This window comes from Rahnella sp. PD4 (assembly GCF_049199325.1).
Taxonomy (GTDB): domain Bacteria; phylum Pseudomonadota; class Gammaproteobacteria; order Enterobacterales; family Enterobacteriaceae; genus Rahnella; species Rahnella perminowiae.
Genome location: NZ_JBLZQF010000001.1, coordinates 116,334 through 137,486 on the forward strand (window position 1 = coordinate 116,334; position 21,153 = coordinate 137,486).

Genomic DNA, 21,153 nt, shown 5'->3' on the forward strand with positions numbered 1-21,153 from the left:
TTATTAATGGCGAAAGATACTCTGTAGGTATGGATATGATTGAACTGAAACGTCTGAATGCGTTTGTCACCGTGGTGGAAGCGGGCAGCATTACCCGCGCCGCAGAACTGCTGTTTATCCAGCAGCCACCGCTGACGCGCCTGTTACAGGGACTTGAACAGGAATTTGGTATCTCTTTATTAGAGCGCCTGCCGCGCGGTGTTGTTCCGACCGAAGCGGGTGAAGTGTTATTACAGGAGGCCCGTGCCGTGCTGGCGCGCGCCGCTCAGCTCAGTGCCGCCATGCGCCGCGCTGCGCAGGGCGAACAGGGACGGATCCGCATCGGTTTTACCAGTTCCGCCGCGCTGCATACCTTCGTCCCCGCACTGCTGCGCCGCTATCGGACAATTTATCCGGCGGTCAGTACTCAGCTTGAGGAAAGTGGCAGCGGCGAGTTGCTGTCCGCCGTGGTGGCGGGGGAGCTGGATGTCGCTTTTGTGCGCATGCGGGTCAAAGATATGCCGGAATTAGAAATGGAAAAAGTGCTGGATGAACCGATGTGGGTGGCCGTGCCGGCGGGGCACAAACTGGCGTCGCAAACGGCCGGTCAGCCGCTCAGACTTGAAGATCTGAGTAACGAACCTTTTGTCTTATACCGGCGGCGGGCCGGGCAGGGGTTGTACGATGCCATACTCGGGGCATATGTCCGCGCCGGTTTCAGTCCGCACATTGTGCAGGAAGCGCCGCGTTTAACTTCCTGTCTGAGTCTGGTCGGTGCCGGACTGGGGATTTCTATTGTGCCGGAATCCATGACCCGGCTGGGCGGAGACGGCGTGGTATTTTTGCCGCTGGACACCGCCACACAACTTAGCGCACCGTTGTATCTTGCGCGGCGGGAAGACAGTCATTCATCCGCTATAATCAATATGTTTTGCGATCTCGTGAAAACGCAACTGAAGGCAGATTAAAGATGTTGCCCGGAAATGTGTTTGCGGGTGGATTCCAGCGTAATGCCGTCAGATTCGATGGCATTCAGCAGAGAATCGAGCAGGCCGGGGAAGCGCGCGTCCAGATCGTCGCGGCGCAGTGAAAGCAAATTGGCGCGGCCGTCCGGGCGCTGCCAGATGACACCGCTGTCACGTAATACACGCCAGTGATGGGTCAGCGTCGATTTCGACAAACCCTGCAATAACGTGCCGCAGGGATGCTCGCCACCTTTGGCCAGCGTGCGCACAACGGCCAGGCGTAACGGATTTCCCAGCGCAGTCAGAACATTTTCGAGGCGGATCTGCTCCCGCTCAGGGTGGTTGGCTATCATATTGTTCCTTTACGTTAACGACGCTCATCGGCGGCCGCGCAATATAGCCTATCCCTCTGCTGCTGTACAACGCGACGGCCACTGACCGATTTCATCGATAGAATAAAATAATTGTACGATTATACACGTACAATTGTAGTATACTCTTCGCATTAAGAATTTTAGTACCCATTACTTTGTGACGGGACGTGAAAACCACTCTCCGCCAACTTAGCCATCAACCAGTAAGGACGTTATATGGCTCGCAAAACGCCAATCGAGCGCTACCGCAATATCGGTATCTCAGCACACATCGACGCAGGTAAAACCACCACCACCGAGCGTATACTTTTCTACACCGGCATGAATCATAAGCTGGGAGAAGTGCATGACGGCGGTGCGACCACAGACTGGATGGCTCAGGAACAGGAGCGCGGCATTACGATTACCTCTGCCGCCGTGACCTGTTTCTGGCGCGGGATGGATCACTCGTTCGATGAGCACCGGATTAACATTATCGATACCCCTGGGCACGTGGATTTCACCATTGAGGTGGAACGTTCCATGCGTGTACTCGACGGTGCGGTGATGGTGTACGACGCCGTGGGCGGTGTGCAGCCACAGTCTGAAACCGTCTGGCGTCAGGCCAATAAATACAACGTGCCGCGTCTGGCGTTCGTTAACAAAATGGACCGTCAGGGTGCAGATTTCTTTCGTGTCCGTCAGATGATGGTGGACCGTCTGAAAGCCAATCCGGTGCCGGTTGTGATCCCCATCGGTAAAGAAGAACATTTCACCGGTGTCGTAGATTTGCGCAAAATGCGCGCCATTTTATGGGACGACGCGACACAGGGTATGACCTTTACCTATGAAGCCATCCCGGCAGAATTGCAGGCACTGGCGGAAGAGTGGCGCGAGAAAATGGTCTCGGCAGCCGCCGAAGCCAATGACGCACTGATGGATAAATATCTTGAGGAAGGCTCGCTGACCGAGGATGAAATTACCGAAGGATTGCGCCTGCGCACCATCGCCGGGGAAATCCAGCCGATGTTGTGTGGCAGTGCATTCAAGAATAAAGGCGTGCAGCGCATGCTCGATGCCGTGATCGAACTGATGCCTTCTCCGCTGGATATTCCACCGGTTGCCGGCACGGATGAAGACGGTAACGAAGCCTTCCGTCATTCCGATGACGGTGAGAAATTCTCGGCCCTGGCGTTCAAACTGATGACGGACCCGTATGTCGGCCAGCTGACGTTTGTTCGCGTTTACTCCGGCGTGCTGAAAAAAGGCGACAGCGTGTATAACCCGGTACGCGGCAAGAAAGAGCGCATTGGCCGTATCGTGCAGATGCATGCCAATGATCGTATCGAGATTGACGAAATCCGTGCCGGTGATATTGCCGCCTGTGTGGGGCTGAAAGATGTCACCACCGGGGAAACGCTGTGTGACCCGTCGGATATCATCACGCTGGTGCGCATGGAATTCCCGGATCCGGTGATTTCGCAGGCCATCGAGCCAAAGACCAAAGCTGACCAGGAGAAAATGGGCATCGCGCTGTCACGACTGGCGTCAGAAGATCCGTCGTTTCGCATCCGTACGGATGAGGAATCCGGCCAGACGATCATTTCCGGCATGGGCGAACTGCATCTGGAAATCATCGTTGACCGTATGAAGCGTGAGTTTGGTGTGGAAGCCAACATCGGCAAACCTCAGGTAACGTACCGTGAAACGGTGCGCAAAACGGTCACCGACGTCGAAGGGAAGTTTGTGCGTCAGTCCGGCGGTAAAGGTCAGTATGGTCATGTGGTCTTCACCCTCGAACCGCTGCCTGCGGGAACGGGCTTTGAGTTCGTTGACGCCACCAAGGGAGGTGTGGTACCGCGCGACTATATCCCCGCTGTCGAAAAAGGGGTCACGGAAGCGCTGAACAACGGCATTCTGGCGGGCTATCCGGTGGTGGATGTGAAGGTGACGCTTACCTTTGGTTCTTACCACGAGGTCGATTCCTCAGAAATGGCGTTCAAAATGGCGGCGATCTTTGGTTTCAAAGAAGCCGCGAAACGTGCCGATCCGGTGATTCTGGAACCGATGATGAAAGTGGAAGTGGAAACACCGGAAGAGTATGCCGGTGGCGTGATGGGAGATTTATCATCGCGTCGCGGTACGGTGCAGGGCATGGAAGAGATCGCGGGCGGTGGCGGTAAAATTATCAAAGCCGAAGTGCCGCTGTCTGAAATGTTCGGCTACTCCACCGTTTTGCGGTCGATGTCGCAAGGCCGTGCAACCTACAGCATGGAGTTCAACCACTATGCCGAGGCACCACGCAATGTGGCGGAAAATATCATTGCATCGCGTGGAAAATAAGCATAACAGGCGTACTCTCCGCCAGAGACAAAACGGTCCGCAAGGGCCGTTTTTTTGGTTTTTGAAAAGGATGCGATAGATTATGGCTTCATTGTGTGACACTCTTATGCGCATGTCATGTACGCATAAAGAGGGTGTTATGTTATCCATAGCAGGAAATAAGAAGCGAACCAATGTCACATTGAGTGCCGATCTGCTTGAACAGGCCAAAGCATTCGGCATTAACCTGTCAGCCACGTTTGATAAAGCATTAGGAGAAGCGGTGAAAGAGAAACAAAGGGCACTGTTTTTAGAAGAAAATCAGCAAGCAATGGATTCATGCAATGCCTTTACTGAAAAGGCAGGACTCTTCTCTCAGGGACGCGGAGTATTGTAATGGCGCAATTTGATGTGTATGAAAACAGGGGGGATGGCAAAAACCTTTATCCCTATTTTATGGATATTCAGAATCCATTATTTGAAAGACTGAACGAACGGGTAGTGATCCCGCTGACTTCACTCAGTAATCTGAGGCCCGTCAGGCATCTTCACCCTCTGGTGCGTATACAAAATCAACAATATGTGCTGATGACAAATCTGCTCACCAGCGTCAGTACAACGCAGTTGCGACATGAGCCCGAGTTTAATGCCGATATTCATCGTGCGGATGTCGTGGCTGCTCTGGATTTACTGGTGACAGGAATTTAAGGCGCAGACATTTGCGCCTTATTTATACACGCCGAATTAGCTGACCAGTTTACTGACGATGTTCGCGACGTGTTTGCCCTGATGTACGGCAATACGCAGTTCTTCTGCGCTCGGCTGTCGTGAACCATCGCCACCGGCAAGCGTGGTTGCACCGTAAGGGGTACCGCCGCGAACCTGTGAAATATCAAACAGTTCCGGCGTAGTGTAACCAATCGGGACGATAATCATGCCGTGGTGGGCGAGGGTGGTCCAGGTCGAGGTGATGGTCGTTTCCTGTCCGCCGCCGGTGCCGGTTGAACTGAATACGCTGGCGACTTTGCCTGCCAGTGCGCCTTTAGCCCATAGCCCGCCGGTTTGATCGAGGAAGGTACGCATTTGTCCTGACATATTACCAAAACGGGTCGGTGTCCCGAAAATGATGGCATCGTAATCAGCGAGCTCAGCGGGCGATGCCACTTCCGCAATCTGGTCAGTTTTACCGCCAGCGGCTTTAAAAGCCTCTTCAGGCATGGTTTCGGGTACGCGTTTTATCGTGACTTCAACCCCGGGTACGCTGCGTGCACCTTCTGCAACACTTTGTGCCATCGTTTCAATATGACCATACATGGAATGATAGAGAACCAGTACTTTTGCCATTTTTAACTCCTCATGAGGTGATGTTTTTTCCGTATCGGATGCGGGCTTCTGTCCGGTAATACGGGCGAAAAATCCGCTTAAAAATCCCACGTTTTCTCCTCCACCAGTCGGTGATTGTAATGAGCGGGAAAGTCCATCGTCCGCGCATCATCGGGGAGTTACAAACGCAAATTTTTGAACAGTCTCTTCAATTAATTAGAGCAATGGGTCGGATAAACGCATTGCCTGATTAATAAGAAACAAGTGGAAGGAACGTTTCACTCATCTACATACTAGAACAGATGTGCGCATTTCGCGGGAGGGGAGATGAAGCCCTGTCAGGGGGCGCTTTCCCAACTGACCAATATGGAGACTTCATCCGGTTTGGCAATAAACTTACTGAGCGTGGCAGTGTGACCGTCTTTCATTATCACCGAGACGGCAACGCCCGTCACACCCTCGGTCAGAGGGGTTTCCTCGACGCGCTGTAACATTTTCAGGCAGACATATTGCTGCTCCGGCGGCAGGTGTTTGAATTTATCGCTATGGCGTTTTTTCATTTGTGACTGGCCTTGAAAGAGATGAAGAGGCTGAAACGGTCAGCCTCTTTTTAATCGTGCGATTACCAGCCAACGCTCATGCCTGCGCCATAACCCACGTTATTCTGTGAGTCGTCGGAGACTGACATTTTTACGATGGTGGCCCTGCCCGCGTGGAAGGAAGCACCGACTGACAGGGCATTCTCTGAATCATAACCGCCCACACCAGCACCCACCGCGAACTGCTGAGATTCCTGCACCTGCGGAATATTGGCCTGAGCCATGGCAGAGGCTGAACCGGCCGCCGCTTCTTTTTTGTTGTCATCAACCCGCGTTTTCAGATCAGAGAATCTTTTATTGGTGTAGTCATTTGCCTGAGCCAGTGTACGGGCATCGCCCGCAGTCCGGCTGTGGGATTCCGCTAAGACTTCGGCGTGAGCTCCTGCGGCTAATTGCTGGATTTGCTGATCGTAGTATATATGTTCGATCTGCTGTTCATGGGCAACTTTAGCCTGAGCGGCGGCGATCGGTTTTTTCGTTTCTGCCTGCGTTTTCTGTGTTGAGTCCTGAGCTGTCTGGGCGAGAGCAACCACATCCACATGTTGCATCGAAGTCCGCTGACGATTCGCTTCTGCCATTTCATCACCCTGGATAGCTTCGCTGTTGGCATTAACTTTAGACATGTCGGCATCTTTTCCGTCAGTACCTGCTAAGCCGGTATCGCCCTTAGCGCCATCTTTGCCATCGATTCCATCTTTACCATCAAGGCCATCATGAGGGGCATTCGCCGCCGCATAACGCAAAGCAACCTGTTCAGCTTGTTTTTTTTGCATCTGTGTCTGAACGTCTACCGGTATACCTGTGGGATCATTTTTTATGGGGGTGAGTAATACCGGCGTTCCTGTTGGATCATTTTTGACAGGTGGTTGCGCAACCGAAATCGTGTGTTCCGCCGGAGTCAGGTTGGTCATGGGAAGAGTGGCTGTCTGTGTCATCGGCGTTTCCATTCTTGCCAGGGGATCAAAAACAGGCATCTGAACATTGCTTGAACCATTCCAGTAGGTGTTGTTTTTGAGATAGTCGGAAACCTGAATAAGGTCGTTTTTCCGCAAGATCTCATTCTGCTTATCTGAAGGAATTTCCGGATTATTGGCAAAGTAGGCTTTGGCAGCCTCCAGGTCATCCCCCGAAAGTTGTGCATGAACAGCCGGAATAACACTTGTTGAGAGCACCACACCAAGGCATATGCGCTGAACGGCTATGCGTAGTGCCCGGAAGTCCGCCGGAGCCTGAAGCCTGTGTTTCTTACCGGCTTTACCAGCGGCGATGATCTGAATGTTGCGTTCTGTAAACTGAGTGTTCATTTGTTTTTTCCGATCTTGAAATAAGTATCTACTAGCGACAAATAAGAGGTGTTATCAGGATGATATTTTTGTCTCTTCAACAAAATCATACATACAATGAATGTGACTTGCTTCACACATCAACCGGTCATTTGACTTATGTCAAGAAACGTAAAGTTATTGCGCTACATGAGTTTGTTTCATCCAGAGCCATCTTTGGTGGCTAACAGACACGAGTTTTTGTTTCTGTAACTATCAAAAGGAGCGTTTTTAGTCGCCAGTAGCGACCAGATGAAATATCTATAAGATTCTTGTACAATATGCGCGGGTTTAAGAAATTGGGGATAAGTGAATGGCAGATAACGCAAAAGAATTCCTGGACTATGTCCGGAGGCTGGATATTGATCAGCCCGCGTTGTGTATTCTGCTGGGACTGCCACGCAGCACGTTAAATAAGTGGATCAATGGTACGGTGACACAGATCCCTCAGGTGGCGGTAACCGCAGTGAGAATGTTGTGGTTTATACGCAACAGTGATGAAGCCCTGTTTGAAAAGTGGGCGATGGTGCAGGACTTTGGTGTGACTGCCGATTATGCCGTCAATGACAAAGCCCAGGAGTTTTTACATACTATTAAGCGCGAACCGAGTGCGCCCATCAAAAAGTTGCTGACCCAATAATTACGCTGACAGGACGTGGTGTGCGAGATAAAGAACGCGAAAAAAGGCGATTACCCAGAGAGGTTAATCGCCTTTTTTACGATCAGGGCTGGGTGGAAACGTCAGACCACAACGTCGAAAATCATCTTCACCGGTTCGATATTAGTGAAGTTCGCCACGTCGGCGACGAAATCTGCAGCATTGCCTTGCATGCCTTTTTCGAAGTCTTCCATTGAGTTGCAATAAATATGGCAGGCGGCGATGAAGGGCGCCTCCGCCGGTGCATCTGCGGGTATTTTATCGATGGCGTAAGAATGGCAAAACTCCCCCATCCGGCGTTTGATCAAGGGTAAATGTACATCCCGATAATAATCATGATCAAAGGTTCCGTTTTCAATATTTGGATACAGCACACTGTATTTAATCATTTTATGTCTCGTCTTATTCCCGGATAAAAATCAATTTTAGCTTACCGGCTAATGATATGCCGCGCCATTTGTGCCCGATGTTATTTATCTGAAAAATCATTCATCTGCATACATGTACTATGCTTAATGAACTGATATTTAGCATGGGATAAACATGGGATTTTTAGGTTGGACAGCGGCGGTCGGAGGACTGCTATTGATTATGTCGCTCGCATCCGGGTGGATTTCCCGCGGTCCGGTGACAACGTTCGGTTTGTATCTGGCTGCGGGGATCGTTTGTGGTCCCTGGGTTCTGAATTTATTGCATATCGATCTGGTGGCGTATTCCACGCTCACCGCGCATTTCACTGAAATCGCCATGGCGGCGTCATTATTTATTACCGGACTGAAACTCCGCTTGCCTTTTCGCGCACAAAGCTGGCGTGTTGGTGTGTTACTCGCTTTTCCTGCCATGTTACTCACCGTCCTGTGCGTCGCCGCTATTGCTCATTACATTACCGGTATTTCCTGGCCGCTGGCCCTTGCATTGGGTGCCATTATCGCGCCGACGGATCCGGTGCTGGCCAGCATGATTGCCGTGAATGATGCCAATGATGACGACGGGCTGCGGGTTGCGCTTTCCAGCGAGGCAGGGATGAACGATGGTTCGGCGCTGCCTGTGCTGATGCTGGCGCTGATGCTGTTCACGGCGCAGGACGGATTATCTTCACACGAATGGTGGCACTGGGCATGGCGCGATGTGGTCTGGGCGTTGCTCGGCGGGTTGGCAATTGGTTTTGCGATGGGGAAACTGGTCGGGCTCAGTGCGACGCGTTTTCACAGCCGTCAGCGTACGGTTGCACCGAGTGATTTTCTGGCGCTGTCGCTGATAGCGCTCAGCTATGCGGCCGCGCAATCTCTCGATGCTTCCGGTTTCCTTGCGGCATTTGCCGCCGGTGTCGGGCTTCGCAGCGCGGAAGTACGCGTCGTTTCCCTGCATCCGCCGGAAGATCTGAGTGAGGGGTCGCGTCCGCCACCCGCTGAAGTCATGGTCAATCCTCACCAGCGTCACTCGATGCAAGCGGAAATGCCGCGCAATTCGATCGGACTGATGGTGGGTGATGCACTGTCGTTCGGCGATACCATTGAGCGGATTTTTGCTGCGGGAATTGTCATGGTGCTTGGAATCACGCTGGCAGAACACTGGGAACCGACGGGACTGCTGATCGCCGCGCTGCTGTTTATTGTCATCCGTCCTCTGGCTGTTTATATCACGACAATCGGCGTACATGTACCGAAGGGGAGACGGCTGATGCTCGGCTGGTTTGGTATTCGCGGTATCGGCAGTATGAATTATATCGCTTATGCCTGGACGCACGGACTGCACGGTGCGGACGCCAACTATATGACCAACATTGCGTTCACGGTGATTGTCGCCAGCGTGGTTATCCACGGCATAACGGTATCACCGGTGTTGCACTGGCGGCAGGCGAGGCAGGAGGCGGCGCAGGAAGAACGGGAGGCACGGGAAAAAAGGCAGCAGGAAGATGCATAAAAAAACGGACGCTCAGGGCGTCCGTTTTTGTCTCTGGCGTTGCGGTCAGGCAATCTGTTTTTTACTGAGGCTGAACATAAATAACACCGCGGCACACAGCACGACAGAAGGGCCGGCAGGTGTATCATAGAATGCCGAGAACGTCAGGCCGCCGGTCACGGCAACAATGCCCGTTATCACCGCCACATACGCCATTTGTTCCGGCGTTTTAGCGAAGCGCCGCGCGGTCGCGGCGGGAATAATCAGCAATGAGGTGATGATCAGCGCACCGACGAATTTCATCGCCAGACCGATGGTCAGCGCCGTTACCAGCATCAGGATGATGCGCGAACGTTGCAGGTTTACGCCATCGACATGCGCCAGTTCCGGACTGATGGTCATGGAAAGCAGCGCCCGCCATTGCCAGCACAGCACTGCAATCACCACCGTTACGCCAACGCCAATCATCCAGATGTCGCTGTATGTCACCGACAACAAATCACCGAACAAATATGCCATCAGATCCACACGCACGCCGGACATCAGGCTGACGACCACCAGCCCGAGTGACAGTGCGCTGTGCGCCATAATCCCGAGCAGGGTATCGACAGCCAGGTGCGGTTTACGTTCGAGCAATACCAGCAATACGGCCAGCAATAAAGTGACGGCGATAACGGTATAAAAAGGATTAATATTAAGCAGTAAACCAAAGGCTACGCCGAGGAGTGACGCATGAGCCAGCGTATCGCCGAAATAGGACATACGACGCCAGACGACGAACGAGCCCAGCGGGCCGGCGGCAATTGCCAGTAAAACACCTGCCAGCCAGCCAGGTAATAACAGCGCGATCATGCGTCACGACCTCCGGTGTTGCGCAAAATTATCTTTCCCTTTAAATCATGACGATGGTTATGGTTATGTCGGTAAATAGCCAGCTGTTCTGCGCCACGATTACCGAACATCGCAATAAATTCAGGGTGCGCAGAGACCACTTCCGGCGAGCCGGAACAGCAGATATGCTGGTTCAGGCACAACACTTCATCCGTTTTCGCCATCACCAGATGCAAATCATGCGAAACCATCAGCACGGCGCAACCCAATTCGCAGCGCAGGCTGTCGATCAGGTTGTACAGCGCCAGTTGTCCGTTGACGTCAACGCCCTGGGTCGGCTCATCGAGTACCAATAACTGCGGGCTGTTCATTAACGCACGCGCCAGCAGAACACGCTGGTTTTCGCCGCCGGAGAGTTTTTGCATCGGTTGATCCAGCAGATGCGCGGCCTGTACGCGTTTCAGGGCGGGCAAAATATCGCTTTTCTTCACACCGGGCTTCAGTCGCATAAAACGGCTGACGGTCAGCGGCATGGTAGGATCGAGATGAATTTTCTGCGGAACATAGCCGATACGTAAACCGGGTTCGCAGTTCATCTTGCCTTCTGTTGGCGCAATCAGGCCAAGCACAACGCGCACTAATGTGGACTTTCCCGCGCCATTCGGGCCGAGAAGGGTCAGAATTTTCCCCGGTTGCAGACTTAACGAGATGTTGGACAACACCCGTCGTGCACCGAAAGTCACTGAAATATTTTGGAGCGTAGCTAATGTGGACATGTCATAGGGTCTTGCAGAACAAATCGGATGTTATAATATTGCGTTTCGCTAAAAATAACCAGTTTTCCCCCAACCCGAAGATGAGTTCACTCAGCATGATACAGAAAAAAAGCGTTAAACGGATGTTTCTGGCCGCCGCAATATTAAGTTCAGGTGCGGTTTTCAGCACGCAGGCCGCTGTTCTGGCTTCCGTACGCCCGCTGGGTTTTATCGCATCCGCTATTGCCGACGGCGTCATGCCGACGCAAGTGTTGCTGCCGGACGGGGCGTCGCCTCATGATTTTGCATTACGCCCTTCCGATATTCAGCGTATGCGCAGCGCCGATCTGGTGGTATGGGTGGGGCCGGAAATGGAAGCGTTTATGACCAAGTCAGCAGCGCAACTGCCACCAATCCGTCAGGTCGCCATCGCGACGTTACCGGCAGTGAAACCATTGCTGATGAAAGGCAGTGATGACGATGAACATGACGAGGCTCATGAGCATGAGGCGGATGAACACCGCCATGGCGAATATAATATGCACGTCTGGTTGTCACCGGAAATCGCCCGCGAAGCCGCCATTGAGATCCACAACAAGCTCGCAGAGCTGGTTCCGCAGAAAAAGCAACAATTAGATGTAAATTTGGCACGTTTTGAAGACGGGCTGACAAAAACTGACAAAAATATTGGTACTATGCTGCAGCCTGTGCAGGGTAAGGGATATTTTGTTTTTCACGACGCTTATGGCTACTTTGAAAAACACTTCGGCCTTTCGCCACGTGGTCACTTTACGATCAACCCCGAAATTCAACCTGGTGCACAGCGATTACATCTCATTCGAACACAGTTGGTTGAGCAAAAAGCGACCTGCGTTTTTGCTGAGCCACAATTCAGGCCAGCCGTCATAACGGCTGTTGCCCAGGGAACAAAAGTGCGTATGGGCACATTGGATCCCTTGGGGAGCAGCATTGCACTCGGTGCGGACAGCTACGTGAACTTTTTGTCACAGCTGGCGAACCAGTACCTGAGCTGCCTGAAGTAAGCTAAAAGGACAGAATTTAAGTGCAGCTGATAGCCCGATCTATCGCTCTGGCGTATAGCAACCTTCCGCGGCCCCATCGCATTATGCTGGGGTCACTTACCGTCGTCACACTGGCTGTGGCCGTATGGAAACCGTTAGCCTATCACCCGGACAATGACCTTTCCGATACCAAACCGCTGGTTAAAAATATCACCCTTGATAACCAGCAATTACGTTCACTGCTTCCTGAAGCCAGCGAGCCTATCGACCAGTCTCCCCCCGCCGATGATGACATTCCGCAAGATGATCTTGACGATAAAACAGTCAATGAAGCCGGCGTACATGAATATGTGGTTTCTACCGGCGATACGCTGAGTAGCATTCTGAATCAGTACGGCATTGATATGTCAGAAATCGCTGCACTTTCAGATGCCAACCGTGATTTACGTAATCTGAAAATCGGTCAGCAAATTTCGTGGACGCTCAATGATGCCGGTGATTTGCAACGCCTGACATGGGAAAAATCACGTCGCGAAACTTACACCTTTGACCGTTCGGGCAACACGTTTAAATCCTCTCTGGAAACCCTGAAAGGGGAATGGAAAGATTCAGTATTGAAAGGGACGCTGAACGGCAGTTTTGTCACCAGCGCCAAAGCCGCAGGGCTGAGCAGCGCTGAAGTCAGTGCTGTTATTAAAGCACTGCAGTGGCAACTTGATTTCCGTAAATTGAAGAAAGGCGACGACTTTGCGGTGCTGATGTCCCACGAAGTACTGGACGGTAAGAATGAGCAAAGTGAATTGCAGGCCGTGCATATGCGTACCGGCGGCAAAGACTATTACGCTGTCCGGGCTGAAGACGGCAAATTTTATGACCGCACCGGCAGCGGGCTGGCGAAGGGCTTCCTGCGTTTCCCGACCGGTAAACAATACCGCGTTTCTTCTAATTTCAACCCGCGTCGTCTGAACCCGGTGACCGGGCGCATAGCACCGCACCGTGGCGTCGATTTCGCCGTACCTGTCGGTACGCCGGTGCTGGCGGTGGGCGATGGTGAAGTGGTCGTTGCCAAGAATGGCGGCGCTGCGGGTAACTATGTTGCCATCCGTCACGGTCGTCAGTACATGACCCGTTATATGCATTTGCGTAAGCTGTTGGTGAAACCCGGTCAGAAAGTGAAACGGGGCGATCGCATCGCACTGTCCGGCAATACCGGCCGTTCAACCGGCCCGCATTTGCATTTTGAAATGTGGATTAACCAGCTGGCTGTGAATCCGCTGACGGCAAAACTGCCGAGAACGGAAGGGCTGACAGGTAAAGATCGCAGTACTTATCTGGCCACTGTTCGTGAGGTTGTTCCTCAACTGAAGCTTGACTGATCTCTTCGCGCTTAATTTTCCAAGGCAGTGATTTATTGCAAAATAAATCACTGCACTTATCATTAAGGCAGAATTTGTCATAAGAGCCTGAGCATGCAGCCAGAAAAAGAAAAACGATCGACTATTGAATTTATTCCGCAATTTCAGAAAACCTTCTATCATCCGCGCTACTGGGGCGTCTGGCTGGGCGTCGGAGCGATGGCCGGAATGGCATATCTGCCGGCGAAGGTTCGCGACCCTATTTTAGGCAGCCTTGGCCGTCTGGCCGGAAAATTTGCGAAAGGCGCACGTCGTCGTGCGCAAATTAATCTGCTGTATTGTCTGCCCGAAACACCTGAAGCTGAACGTGAACATATCATCGATGAGATGTTTGCCACCGCTCCGCAATCTATGGTGATGATGGCTGAACTGGCCCTCCGTGATCCTAAAAAAATCATGCAGCGTGTTCACTGGCACGGCAAAGAAATTGTCGACCAGATGCATGCCGAAGGTAAAAATGTGATTTTTCTGGTGCCACACGGATGGGCTGTGGATATCCCGGCGATGCTGATGGCCGCTGACGGACAGCCGATGGCCGCTATGTTCCATAATCAGAAAAACCCGCTGACCGATTATCTGTGGAATACCGTTCGCCGTCGTTTTGGTGGTCGAATGCATGCGCGTAATGACGGCATCAAGCCGTTCATCAGTTCAGTGCGTCAGGGGTACTGGGGTTACTATCTGCCGGATCAGGATCACGGCGCTGAGCACAGTGAGTTCGTCGATTTCTTTGCCACCTACAAGGCGACATTGCCTGCGGTCGGACGTCTGATGAAAGTGTGCCGTGCGTCGATCATCCCGCTGTTCCCTGTCTATAATGGCCACGAACAAAGGCTGGATATTTATGTGCGCCCGCCGATGGATGATCTGGCCACTGCCGATGACAATCGTATCGCACGGCGGATGAACGAGGAGGTGGAAGTGCTGGTCGGACCGAATCCGGAACAGTACACCTGGATCCTCAAACTGCTTAAAACCCGAAAGCCGGGTGAACCTGAGCCTTATTCGCGCAAAGAACTTTATCCCAAAAAGTAACCGTTAAAAATTTCAAAGGCTGAGGCTCACACCTCAGCTTTTCTGTATGTTTTTTTCAGGGATACGCCTGAGGAACGCGGCAATCAGCAATACGCCGGTCGCGCCGGAAATCATACCCGTCAGCATAAACATGCCGCTGCCGAGTACGAAATACAACTGCTTTGCCACTTCGATGCCCGCCGCAAATACCACAATTGTGATCAGCCCCAGCGTCGCCGCAACGGTGCCTTTGCCGGTCGGGCTGGAAAACAGTGTCAGACGGTAAAGCCCGGCATTTACCAGCCCTGAGCCCAGCGCATACAGGCTGAGCCCGCCAATTATCCAGCCCCAGGCGTGCACCATAAACAGCGCGGCACCGGCGCTGACCGCCAGACCGAGCACTATTGGGGCAATGCCTATCCAGACGGGCGTGCGGATATTCACTTTCCCACTGATTTTGCTGAGTGTGATATTACCGATAATCAGCCCGGCGAATACCGGCACCTGTAACCATCCGTACTGTAGCGGCGTCATACCGGCATCCTGAATCAGTAATACCGGTGACTGCGCCACCCACGCCAGCAGCGGAAGGGTGATCAGCCCGATGGACAGCGACCCGAAAATCACGCCGGTATTGCTGAACACTTCGCGGTAATCGGTCAGTAAGCGGCGTATTGAAAATCTTTCCCCGCGTCCGGTGGCAGTTTCCGGCATGCTGCGCCACAGACCCCAGAATGAAAATGCAGAGACCAGCGAGAACAACACAAACATGGCTTTCCATGGCGCATAATGAATAAATACCGCGCCAGCCAGCGGCCCGAGCAGGGGGGCTATCAGCGTGATGTTAGCCATCAGCGCCATCAGTTTAACGCTCATTGTTTCACTGAATGCTTCCTGAATGGCGGCATAACCCACTGCACCGATAAAGCACAGACTCATGCCCTGTAAAAAGCGCATCAGAATGAATTGTTCAATGTTTTGGGTAAAAACTGTCAGCAGGCACGTGGCGGTGAAGAAGGCCACGCCTGCCAGCAGGACAGGTCTGCGTCCGAGCCTGTCGGAAAGCGGACCCAGCAGCCATTGCAGCAAAATACCGCCGCACAGATACGCGGTCAGTGAGGTGGAAACCCAGTCGGCACTGGCACTGAAATCACTGACCACCCGCAACATACCCGGCTGGATCATATCGTGGGCGATATAGGTGGCAAATTCGAATAACACCAGCGACAGCGGGAACAACCTCTGGCGAAAATTCAACCGCGAAGCGGGTTCGGAAACGGACGACATAACGTTAATACTCCAGGATTTCACATCAAAAAAGCGCGGCCTGTGAAAGCCGCGCTAAAATTCTGCAGATTAGAAAAAGGGGTTTCAGTAACGGTTGGCGTAGGCGGCAATCGGATTTTCCAGCGTGCCGGCGAACTTAAGATTCTGCGCCGGATCTGAAAGATTGATCATTTGCTGATTATTCGCCAGTTGCAGGCGGTTCAGACACGAGTGCGTAAACTCGGCACCGAACATATCATACCGGGCAAATTTCCCGGCCAGTTCCGGATACTGAGTCTGATAATCGCGGACCACTTCTGCCACCACCTGCCAGAACTGCCCGGCAGGATAATCGCCATGCTCTTCCAGAATGCGGGCAATAAACCGGAATACGCCGGCAAAGACGTCAGTGAAAATCGACAAAATTTTCAGATCATCCGGCACATCTACCGCCAGACGTTTGGCTTTTTCAGGCAGACAGGCATCCGGGTTCATCACTGCAATTTCCTCGGCGATATCCTTCATGAAGGCATTGATCGGGATATTGTTTTCGAAACGCAGAATCAGGTTTTCGCCATGCGGCATGAACACCAGATCGTACTGATAGAAACAGTGCAGCAGCGGGCTGAGATAGGCGTGCATGTAACGTTTAAGCCAGTCTCCGGTGGCCAGACCGGATGATTTGATCATCTCGACAATCAGCGCATCGCCATGTTTGTCGGTATGCAGCAGGGCAGCCATGGTCATCAGGCGCTGGTTGGGTTGCAACAGGGCGACCGGATTTTCACGCCACAGCGCCGCAAACATTTTCTTGTATGCGCTGTCACCTTTTATGGCGTCTTCGAAATAGTGATTGTGATAACCGAGCGACGCCACTTCCTGCAAAATGCTGAAACCGGTGGATTGCAGATACGAATCGTTTTCCACCAGATCCGCCAGCCATTCATTGATGCCCGGCGTCGTCGCCATATAGTACGGCGAAAGCCCGCGCATAAAGCCCATATTCAGGATCGACAACGCTGTTTTAACGTAACGCCCTTGCGGACGGCTGGTATTGTAGAAGGTGCGGATTGACTGCTGCGCCAGATAGTTATCCTCACCTTCACCAAGAAAAATCAGAAACTGACGGGCAATATCCGGTGCGAAAACGGTCAGTAATTTGTTCTGCCACTGCCACGGATGCACCGGCATGAAATAGTAATTTTTCGGATCGACACCTTTATCAATCAGCTTCTGCGTGAAAGCACAAATCTGCGCTTCGCCCAACTCTTCTGCGATCAGCTTTTCATAGGGCAAACCTTCGACACTGGCGAAATGTGCTTTGTCATGATGAACCGCAACCCAGACCAGTTGCAGTGGGCTGGCCGCTTCCGGTGCATAGCGAACATAATCACCGGCATCAAAACCGATACGGCCATTGTTAGCGATAAAGCCTGGATGGCCTTCAGTCATGCTGGTTTCGACAGTCTGGAAATCGGCTTCTGACAGTTGCTTTGCTGTCGTGTGATTATTCGCCAGTTTATAAGCGCTGCTGTAAAGCGTGCTGCTGATTTCTTCCAGATAAGTCGGCAGCATGGCTTGTGAGATACCAATATGTTCTGCGAATTCAATGATAAATTTAACGGCATCCAGGGGTTGCACGGTAAAATTATCCAGACGCTTAATGCTCTTGAGATCAATCATCCAGTCATTGAGTGGCAGCAAGCGTGCCCGGAAATGGTATTCAATTTCCGAGGCGGGAACCGTCAGCTGATAATCCGTCCAGGTGCCGGTTGTTTTTAATGCCTGAGGTGTGAGCAGACGTTCATGGGTTAGCTCGGACAGGCATTTACGCAGCAGCAGGGCATTCGCTTTCGCCCAGATTTCAGGTTGCAGGTGCTGCCCGGTTTGCAGATTAGCAGGGGTCATGGTGTGTTTTTCCTTCTGGCTGGCCTGAAAAAAATCTTCGCGCTGGCAAAATGCCAGCCATGCAGTTTTGTGTGTCAGTTGGATTTGTTTCTGATAGCGGAAACCGGCGCGTTTATTCAGTTTATGAATTTTTTCATTGCGAACATCCGGCTCGACTACCACGCGCCGGACATCGGGCTGGCTGAACAGGTACTCCATCACCGCTGAAAACACCTGCCAGCTGAAGCCAGTCACCGGTTTTTCAGCCGGTGACAGCAGAATATGCATGCCCATATCACCGGGTTGTACAGCGTAATGCTCATGCAACGGGTCATCCTCAACCGGATAGCATTCGATGAGAAATTGCGGCTGTCCGTCGATTTCGCCCATCAGCGCTGCCAGCGGTTTATCCTGAGTCAGGTCGCGATAGAAATTGCTGACTTCTGTAATGCTGCTGTTTTGCATCCCCCAGAAATGCGCGTAGGGCTGCGTCATCCAGCCATGTAAAACGGCGGCGTCTTTTTCCGGAGACAGCGGGCGTAAAGACAGTTTCCCTGCATCGCGCAGGCAGGAGAATACGGCGGTAGAAATGGCATCAGACATGAGTAAATCTCCGTTAGTTTGCATCAGAGCTGAGGGTGCCAAAGGTCTGGAAAGCAATGGTTTTTTCCACCGGATACACTTCATGGCCGAGCATTTCGCGGATAATAGTGCTGTTGCGGTAGCACGCCATGCCCAGATCCGGTGTGACGAAACCGTGCGTATGAAGCTCGGCGTTTTGTACGAAAATCTGGTTGTGCGCATCGATGCTGTAATTGCGGTTGACGGCGTAACGACCGGCTTCATCCCACTGAATGCGGTTATAAATGCCCTCCACAAACTGCGGTGGCTGATAGCCGTACCCGGTCGCGAGGATCACTGATTCCGTGCGGTGCCGGTATTGCTGTTGCTGTTCGTGGTGGAACAAGGTCATTTCAAGTTCGCCGCTGCGGCTGCGGGTCAGCGCTGTCAGTTCCGAATGTGTGTACAAATCGACACTCAGCGGGCCGTCGAGGCGTTTGACGTACATCAGGTCATAAATATCGTTGATCAGACTGATGTTAATGCCCTTATACAGACATTTTTGTTCCCGATTGAGCTGATCGCGCTTGCTTACCGGCAGCGCGTGGAAATAGTCGATATATTCCGGTGAGGTCATTTCCAGCGTCAGTTTGCTGTATTCCAGCGGGTAGAAACGCGGTGCACGGGTTACCCACGTCAGATGATAATTGTGCGTGTCGATGTCGGAGAGCAGGTCATAGTAAATTTCTGCGGCGCTCTGGCCACTGCCGACTACGGTAATGGATTTTGAATTTTGTACCTGCTGTTTATTCGGTAAATAGGCCGAGGAGTGATGCACGTTTCTACCGGCATCCCGCGCACAGGCAGGCATCCACGCTGACGGCCCTGTGCCGAGAACCAGCCTTCGGGTACGGTAAATCTGTTTTTCGCCGCTTTTCGTCGAGCGCGCCTCTATCCGATAGCATTCCTGTGCCGCATCCCAGGTAACGCCCTCCACGCGCGTGGAGAATTGCAGGCTGGTCAGCTGGCTGCATGCCCACTGACAATACTGATTGAACTCTTTACGCATCATGAAGAAATCTTCACGGATGTAGAATGAGTAGAGTTTTCCCTTTAATTTAAGATAATTAAGAAAACTGTAAGGGCTGGTCGGATCGGCAAGCGTCACCAGATCGGCCATAAACGGGGTCTGTAAATGTGCGCTTTCCAGCATCATGCCGGTGTGCCAGTCGAAGCTGTCATTCTGGTCTAAAAACAGGCCGTTCAGCGCTTTCAGTGGTTCAGTCAGACAGGCCAGCCCGAGGTTAAACGGACCGATTCCTACGGCGATAAAATCATACATAGGGTCGTTTGGGTGGGTATTCATGGTGTGGCTCCTTTTACCGGTTTTTCGCGGCGCTCAGCGCACTGGCAGTGAGTTCTTTGCCGTAATGAGTAATCAGGCTAAGCACATCGGCAACGTCTTCCGTGGTGGTGGCTGGGTTGAGTAAGGTAAATTTCAGATACTGGCGCTGATGTACTTTGGTTCCGGCGATAACGGCGCTGCCGTCGCGGAAAATGGCCTTACGGATCCCGGCGTTGATGTCGTCAATCTGTTCATGCGTCATGGATAAACGCGGTACGAACCGAAACACCAGCGTGCTCAGCTCCGGCTTATGCAGCACTTCAATATTCAGATTCTCTTCCATCATCTGATGCGTTTGTGTCGCGCGGGCCAGCAGCACATCAAAGGATTCTCCTAATGCCTGCTGACCCATAATGCGCAACGTCAGCCACATTTTGAGGGCATCAAAACGTTTGGTGGTCTGGATACTTTTGTTCACCAGATTCGGCGTGCCTTCCAGTTTCGCACTCAGCGGATTCAGATATTCGGCGTGATGTGTCACGTGCTCCAGATGACGGTGGTCATTAACCAGAAACGCGCTGCAGCTTACCGGCTGGAAGAAGGATTTGTGGTAATCCACGGTGACGGAATCGGCCAGATGGATGCCGTCAATCCGCTGACGATGCTGTGGCGAAACCAGCAAACCACAGCCGTATGCGGCATCTGCATGCATCCAGATTTTTTCCTGGCGGCAGATTTCAGCGATCTCATTCAGCGGGTCGATACTGCCAAAGTCAGTCGTACCGGCGGTTGCCACGACGGCAATCGGAATCAACCCTTCAGCGTGGCAGCGCTCAATTTCCTGACGGAGTGCGGCAATATCCATGCGAAAAGCGCTGTCGCAGGCGACCGGCACCACGGCGTCATAACCCAGGCCGAGCAGGGCAGCGGATTTCTGAATACTGAAGTGGCTGACCTGTGAACTGAAAATACGCCAGCGGTTGGCTTCCGGCGGCAGACCCTGATATTTGATGCTGTGCTGCGGTCGGGTGCGTTTGCAATGGCTGTCGCGCGCCAGCAGCATGGCCATCAGGTTGGACTGGGTCCCGCCGCTGGTGAAAATACCGTCTGACTGTGCGCCAAAACCGATACGGGCGAGTGTCCAGTCAATGACTTTTTGCTCGATGAGCGTGCCGCCTGCGCTCTGATCCCAGGTATCCACCGAGGAGTTGATGGCACTGATAAACAGCTCCGCCAGTTGGGAAGGTAAGACGGTCGGACAGTTGAGATGCGCCAGGTATTTCGGATGATGGAAATAGACCGCGTGCTGAAGATATAAATCATCCAGTTCTTCCAGCGCCAGCCGCGTTCCGTCCAGAGGTTTAGTCAGGTCAATATGGCGAAATTGCTCGGCTAATTCAGCCGGAGAAACACCGGAAAAGGGTTTCTCAGTATGGTTAATATGGGATTTAATTAATTCAACGCCTTGTTCAATCTGCGCCTGCCATTCAGGGATATTGTGGTGGTTAAAAATATAACCCTTATTTTTGCTTATATTTGCCTGGGCTGGGGTGAGATTTTGGCTACCGGATTGCATTAATTCCCAGTTATTTATCTGGCTCATTCTGTATCCTTTGGGTTAGTCCTTTTCATCC

Annotated in this window: 20 protein-coding genes; 9 read left to right on the forward strand and 11 right to left on the reverse strand. The window is 52.3% G+C overall.

Annotated elements, in window-relative coordinates:
• Window positions 1–29: 29 nt before the first annotated feature.
• Window positions 30–947 (forward strand): LysR family transcriptional regulator, encoded by a 918-nt coding sequence (locus ACOZIO_RS00515; protein WP_217219929.1) that lies wholly within the window; start codon window positions 30–32, stop codon window positions 945–947.
• On the opposite strand, the gene ACOZIO_RS00520 is transcribed toward ACOZIO_RS00515, so the two are convergent.
• Window positions 944–1,297, reverse strand: coding sequence for an ArsR/SmtB family transcription factor (locus ACOZIO_RS00520; RefSeq protein ID WP_129951085.1), 354 nt, complete (start codon window positions 1,295–1,297; stop codon window positions 944–946). The genes ACOZIO_RS00515 and ACOZIO_RS00520 overlap by 4 nt on opposite strands.
• A gap of 237 nt (window positions 1,298–1,534) precedes the next feature.
• On the opposite strand from ACOZIO_RS00520, the gene fusA reads away from it, so the two are divergent.
• From fusA to ACOZIO_RS00535, 3 genes are all read left to right on the forward strand, one after another.
• Entirely contained in the window at window positions 1,535–3,640 is a 2,106-nt protein-coding gene (gene fusA, locus ACOZIO_RS00525) for an elongation factor G (RefSeq protein WP_217137840.1), read from the forward strand.
• A gap of 139 nt (window positions 3,641–3,779) precedes the next feature.
• Window positions 3,780–4,016: a type II toxin-antitoxin system CcdA family antitoxin gene (locus tag ACOZIO_RS00530; protein WP_129951087.1), complete on the forward strand. Its 237-nt coding sequence runs from the start codon at window positions 3,780–3,782 to the stop codon at window positions 4,014–4,016.
• Window positions 4,016–4,327, forward strand: a complete 312-nt coding sequence (locus tag ACOZIO_RS00535) for a CcdB family protein (RefSeq protein WP_129951088.1) — start codon at window positions 4,016–4,018, stop codon at window positions 4,325–4,327. The genes ACOZIO_RS00530 and ACOZIO_RS00535 overlap by 1 nt, the downstream gene beginning before the upstream one ends.
• A 36-nt stretch (window positions 4,328–4,363) precedes the next feature.
• On the opposite strand, the gene wrbA is transcribed toward ACOZIO_RS00535, so the two are convergent.
• The 3 genes from wrbA to ACOZIO_RS00550 form a co-directional block, all read right to left on the reverse strand.
• A complete protein-coding gene (wrbA, locus tag ACOZIO_RS00540; RefSeq protein WP_129951089.1) occupies window positions 4,364–4,963 on the reverse strand; it encodes an NAD(P)H:quinone oxidoreductase in 600 nt (199 codons plus the stop codon).
• Window positions 4,964–5,280: 317 nt separating this feature from the next.
• Window positions 5,281–5,502: a hypothetical protein gene (locus ACOZIO_RS00545; RefSeq protein WP_129951090.1), complete on the reverse strand. Its 222-nt coding sequence runs from the start codon at window positions 5,500–5,502 to the stop codon at window positions 5,281–5,283.
• A 62-nt stretch (window positions 5,503–5,564) separates the two neighbouring features.
• Entirely contained in the window at window positions 5,565–6,845 is a 1,281-nt protein-coding gene (locus ACOZIO_RS00550) for a YadA-like family protein (RefSeq protein WP_421594806.1), read from the reverse strand.
• A 331-nt stretch (window positions 6,846–7,176) separates the two neighbouring features.
• Between ACOZIO_RS00550 and ACOZIO_RS00555 the strand changes: the two genes are divergently transcribed.
• Window positions 7,177–7,503, forward strand: coding sequence for a hypothetical protein (locus ACOZIO_RS00555; protein WP_129951091.1), 327 nt, complete (start codon window positions 7,177–7,179; stop codon window positions 7,501–7,503).
• Window positions 7,504–7,604: 101 nt separating this feature from the next.
• Here the strand turns inward: ACOZIO_RS00555 and ACOZIO_RS00560 are convergent, their stop codons facing one another.
• Window positions 7,605–7,910, reverse strand: coding sequence for an EthD family reductase (locus ACOZIO_RS00560; RefSeq protein ID WP_129951092.1), 306 nt, complete (start codon window positions 7,908–7,910; stop codon window positions 7,605–7,607).
• A gap of 154 nt (window positions 7,911–8,064) precedes the next feature.
• Here ACOZIO_RS00560 and ACOZIO_RS00565 point away from each other — a divergent pair, with 154 nt between their 5' ends.
• On the forward strand, window positions 8,065–9,444 hold the full coding sequence (locus tag ACOZIO_RS00565; protein WP_129951093.1) for a cation:proton antiporter: 1,380 nt from the start codon (window positions 8,065–8,067) through the stop codon (window positions 9,442–9,444).
• Between the two features lie 45 nt (window positions 9,445–9,489).
• Here ACOZIO_RS00565 and znuB read toward each other — a convergent pair whose 3' ends face one another.
• Together znuB and znuC are read right to left on the reverse strand one after the other, a co-directional pair.
• Window positions 9,490–10,275, reverse strand: a complete 786-nt coding sequence (znuB, locus tag ACOZIO_RS00570; protein WP_129951094.1) for a zinc ABC transporter permease subunit ZnuB — start codon at window positions 10,273–10,275, stop codon at window positions 9,490–9,492.
• The gene (gene znuC, locus ACOZIO_RS00575) at window positions 10,272–11,030 is read right to left on the reverse strand and encodes a zinc ABC transporter ATP-binding protein ZnuC (RefSeq protein WP_266059902.1); all 759 of its coding nucleotides are present in this window, start codon (window positions 11,028–11,030) and stop codon (window positions 10,272–10,274) included. Before znuC ends, znuB begins: the two co-directional genes overlap by 4 nt.
• Window positions 11,031–11,125: 95 nt before the next feature.
• On the opposite strand from znuC, the gene znuA reads away from it, so the two are divergent.
• The 3 genes from znuA (at window position 11,126) to lpxM (ending at window position 14,481) form a co-directional block, all read left to right on the forward strand.
• Complete coding sequence (gene znuA / locus ACOZIO_RS00580; RefSeq protein WP_217137842.1) at window positions 11,126–12,052, forward strand: zinc ABC transporter substrate-binding protein ZnuA; 927 nt, start codon at window positions 11,126–11,128, stop codon at window positions 12,050–12,052.
• Between the two features lie 20 nt (window positions 12,053–12,072).
• Window positions 12,073–13,407, forward strand: a complete 1,335-nt coding sequence (gene mepM / locus ACOZIO_RS00585) for a murein DD-endopeptidase MepM (protein ID WP_129951097.1) — start codon at window positions 12,073–12,075, stop codon at window positions 13,405–13,407.
• A 93-nt stretch (window positions 13,408–13,500) separates the two neighbouring features.
• Entirely contained in the window at window positions 13,501–14,481 is a 981-nt protein-coding gene (gene lpxM, locus ACOZIO_RS00590) for a lauroyl-Kdo(2)-lipid IV(A) myristoyltransferase (RefSeq protein WP_129951098.1), read from the forward strand.
• 33 nt (window positions 14,482–14,514) lie between these two features.
• Here lpxM and ACOZIO_RS00595 read toward each other — a convergent pair whose 3' ends face one another.
• The 4 genes from ACOZIO_RS00595 to ACOZIO_RS00610 form a co-directional block, all read right to left on the reverse strand.
• Window positions 14,515–15,747 (reverse strand): MFS transporter, encoded by a 1,233-nt coding sequence (locus ACOZIO_RS00595; protein WP_129951099.1) that lies wholly within the window; start codon window positions 15,745–15,747, stop codon window positions 14,515–14,517.
• An 84-nt stretch (window positions 15,748–15,831) separates the two neighbouring features.
• Window positions 15,832–18,216 (reverse strand): GNAT family N-acetyltransferase, encoded by a 2,385-nt coding sequence (locus tag ACOZIO_RS00600; RefSeq protein ID WP_421594807.1) that lies wholly within the window; start codon window positions 18,214–18,216, stop codon window positions 15,832–15,834.
• A 13-nt stretch (window positions 18,217–18,229) separates the two neighbouring features.
• Complete coding sequence (locus tag ACOZIO_RS00605) at window positions 18,230–19,540, reverse strand: lysine N(6)-hydroxylase/L-ornithine N(5)-oxygenase family protein (RefSeq protein ID WP_421594808.1); 1,311 nt, start codon at window positions 19,538–19,540, stop codon at window positions 18,230–18,232.
• A 13-nt stretch (window positions 19,541–19,553) separates the two neighbouring features.
• Window positions 19,554–21,122: a pyridoxal phosphate-dependent decarboxylase family protein gene (locus ACOZIO_RS00610; protein ID WP_421594809.1), complete on the reverse strand. Its 1,569-nt coding sequence runs from the start codon at window positions 21,120–21,122 to the stop codon at window positions 19,554–19,556.
• Window positions 21,123–21,153 lie beyond the last annotated feature (31 nt).

Coding starts and splice junctions, on each gene's coding strand:
- ACOZIO_RS00515 (WP_217219929.1), top strand. CDS start 30: ATGGATATGATTGAACTGAAACGTCTGAATGCGTTTGTCACCGTGGTG.
- ACOZIO_RS00520 (WP_129951085.1), bottom strand. CDS start 1,297: ATGATAGCCAACCACCCTGAGCGGGAGCAGATCCGCCTCGAAAATGTT.
- fusA (WP_217137840.1), top strand. CDS start 1,535: ATGGCTCGCAAAACGCCAATCGAGCGCTACCGCAATATCGGTATCTCA.
- ACOZIO_RS00530 (WP_129951087.1), top strand. CDS start 3,780: ATGTTATCCATAGCAGGAAATAAGAAGCGAACCAATGTCACATTGAGT.
- ACOZIO_RS00535 (WP_129951088.1), top strand. CDS start 4,016: ATGGCGCAATTTGATGTGTATGAAAACAGGGGGGATGGCAAAAACCTT.
- wrbA (WP_129951089.1), bottom strand. CDS start 4,963: ATGGCAAAAGTACTGGTTCTCTATCATTCCATGTATGGTCATATTGAA.
- ACOZIO_RS00545 (WP_129951090.1), bottom strand. CDS start 5,502: ATGAAAAAACGCCATAGCGATAAATTCAAACACCTGCCGCCGGAGCAG.
- ACOZIO_RS00550 (WP_421594806.1), bottom strand. CDS start 6,845: ATGAACACTCAGTTTACAGAACGCAACATTCAGATCATCGCCGCTGGT.
- ACOZIO_RS00555 (WP_129951091.1), top strand. CDS start 7,177: ATGGCAGATAACGCAAAAGAATTCCTGGACTATGTCCGGAGGCTGGAT.
- ACOZIO_RS00560 (WP_129951092.1), bottom strand. CDS start 7,910: ATGATTAAATACAGTGTGCTGTATCCAAATATTGAAAACGGAACCTTT.
- ACOZIO_RS00565 (WP_129951093.1), top strand. CDS start 8,065: ATGGGATTTTTAGGTTGGACAGCGGCGGTCGGAGGACTGCTATTGATT.
- znuB (WP_129951094.1), bottom strand. CDS start 10,275: ATGATCGCGCTGTTATTACCTGGCTGGCTGGCAGGTGTTTTACTGGCA.
- znuC (WP_266059902.1), bottom strand. CDS start 11,030: ATGTCCACATTAGCTACGCTCCAAAATATTTCAGTGACTTTCGGTGCA.
- znuA (WP_217137842.1), top strand. CDS start 11,126: ATGATACAGAAAAAAAGCGTTAAACGGATGTTTCTGGCCGCCGCAATA.
- lpxM (WP_129951098.1), top strand. CDS start 13,501: ATGCAGCCAGAAAAAGAAAAACGATCGACTATTGAATTTATTCCGCAA.
- ACOZIO_RS00595 (WP_129951099.1), bottom strand. CDS start 15,747: ATGTCGTCCGTTTCCGAACCCGCTTCGCGGTTGAATTTTCGCCAGAGG.
- ACOZIO_RS00600 (WP_421594807.1), bottom strand. CDS start 18,216: ATGTCTGATGCCATTTCTACCGCCGTATTCTCCTGCCTGCGCGATGCA.
- ACOZIO_RS00605 (WP_421594808.1), bottom strand. CDS start 19,540: ATGAATACCCACCCAAACGACCCTATGTATGATTTTATCGCCGTAGGA.
- ACOZIO_RS00610 (WP_421594809.1), bottom strand. CDS start 21,122: ATGAGCCAGATAAATAACTGGGAATTAATGCAATCCGGTAGCCAAAAT.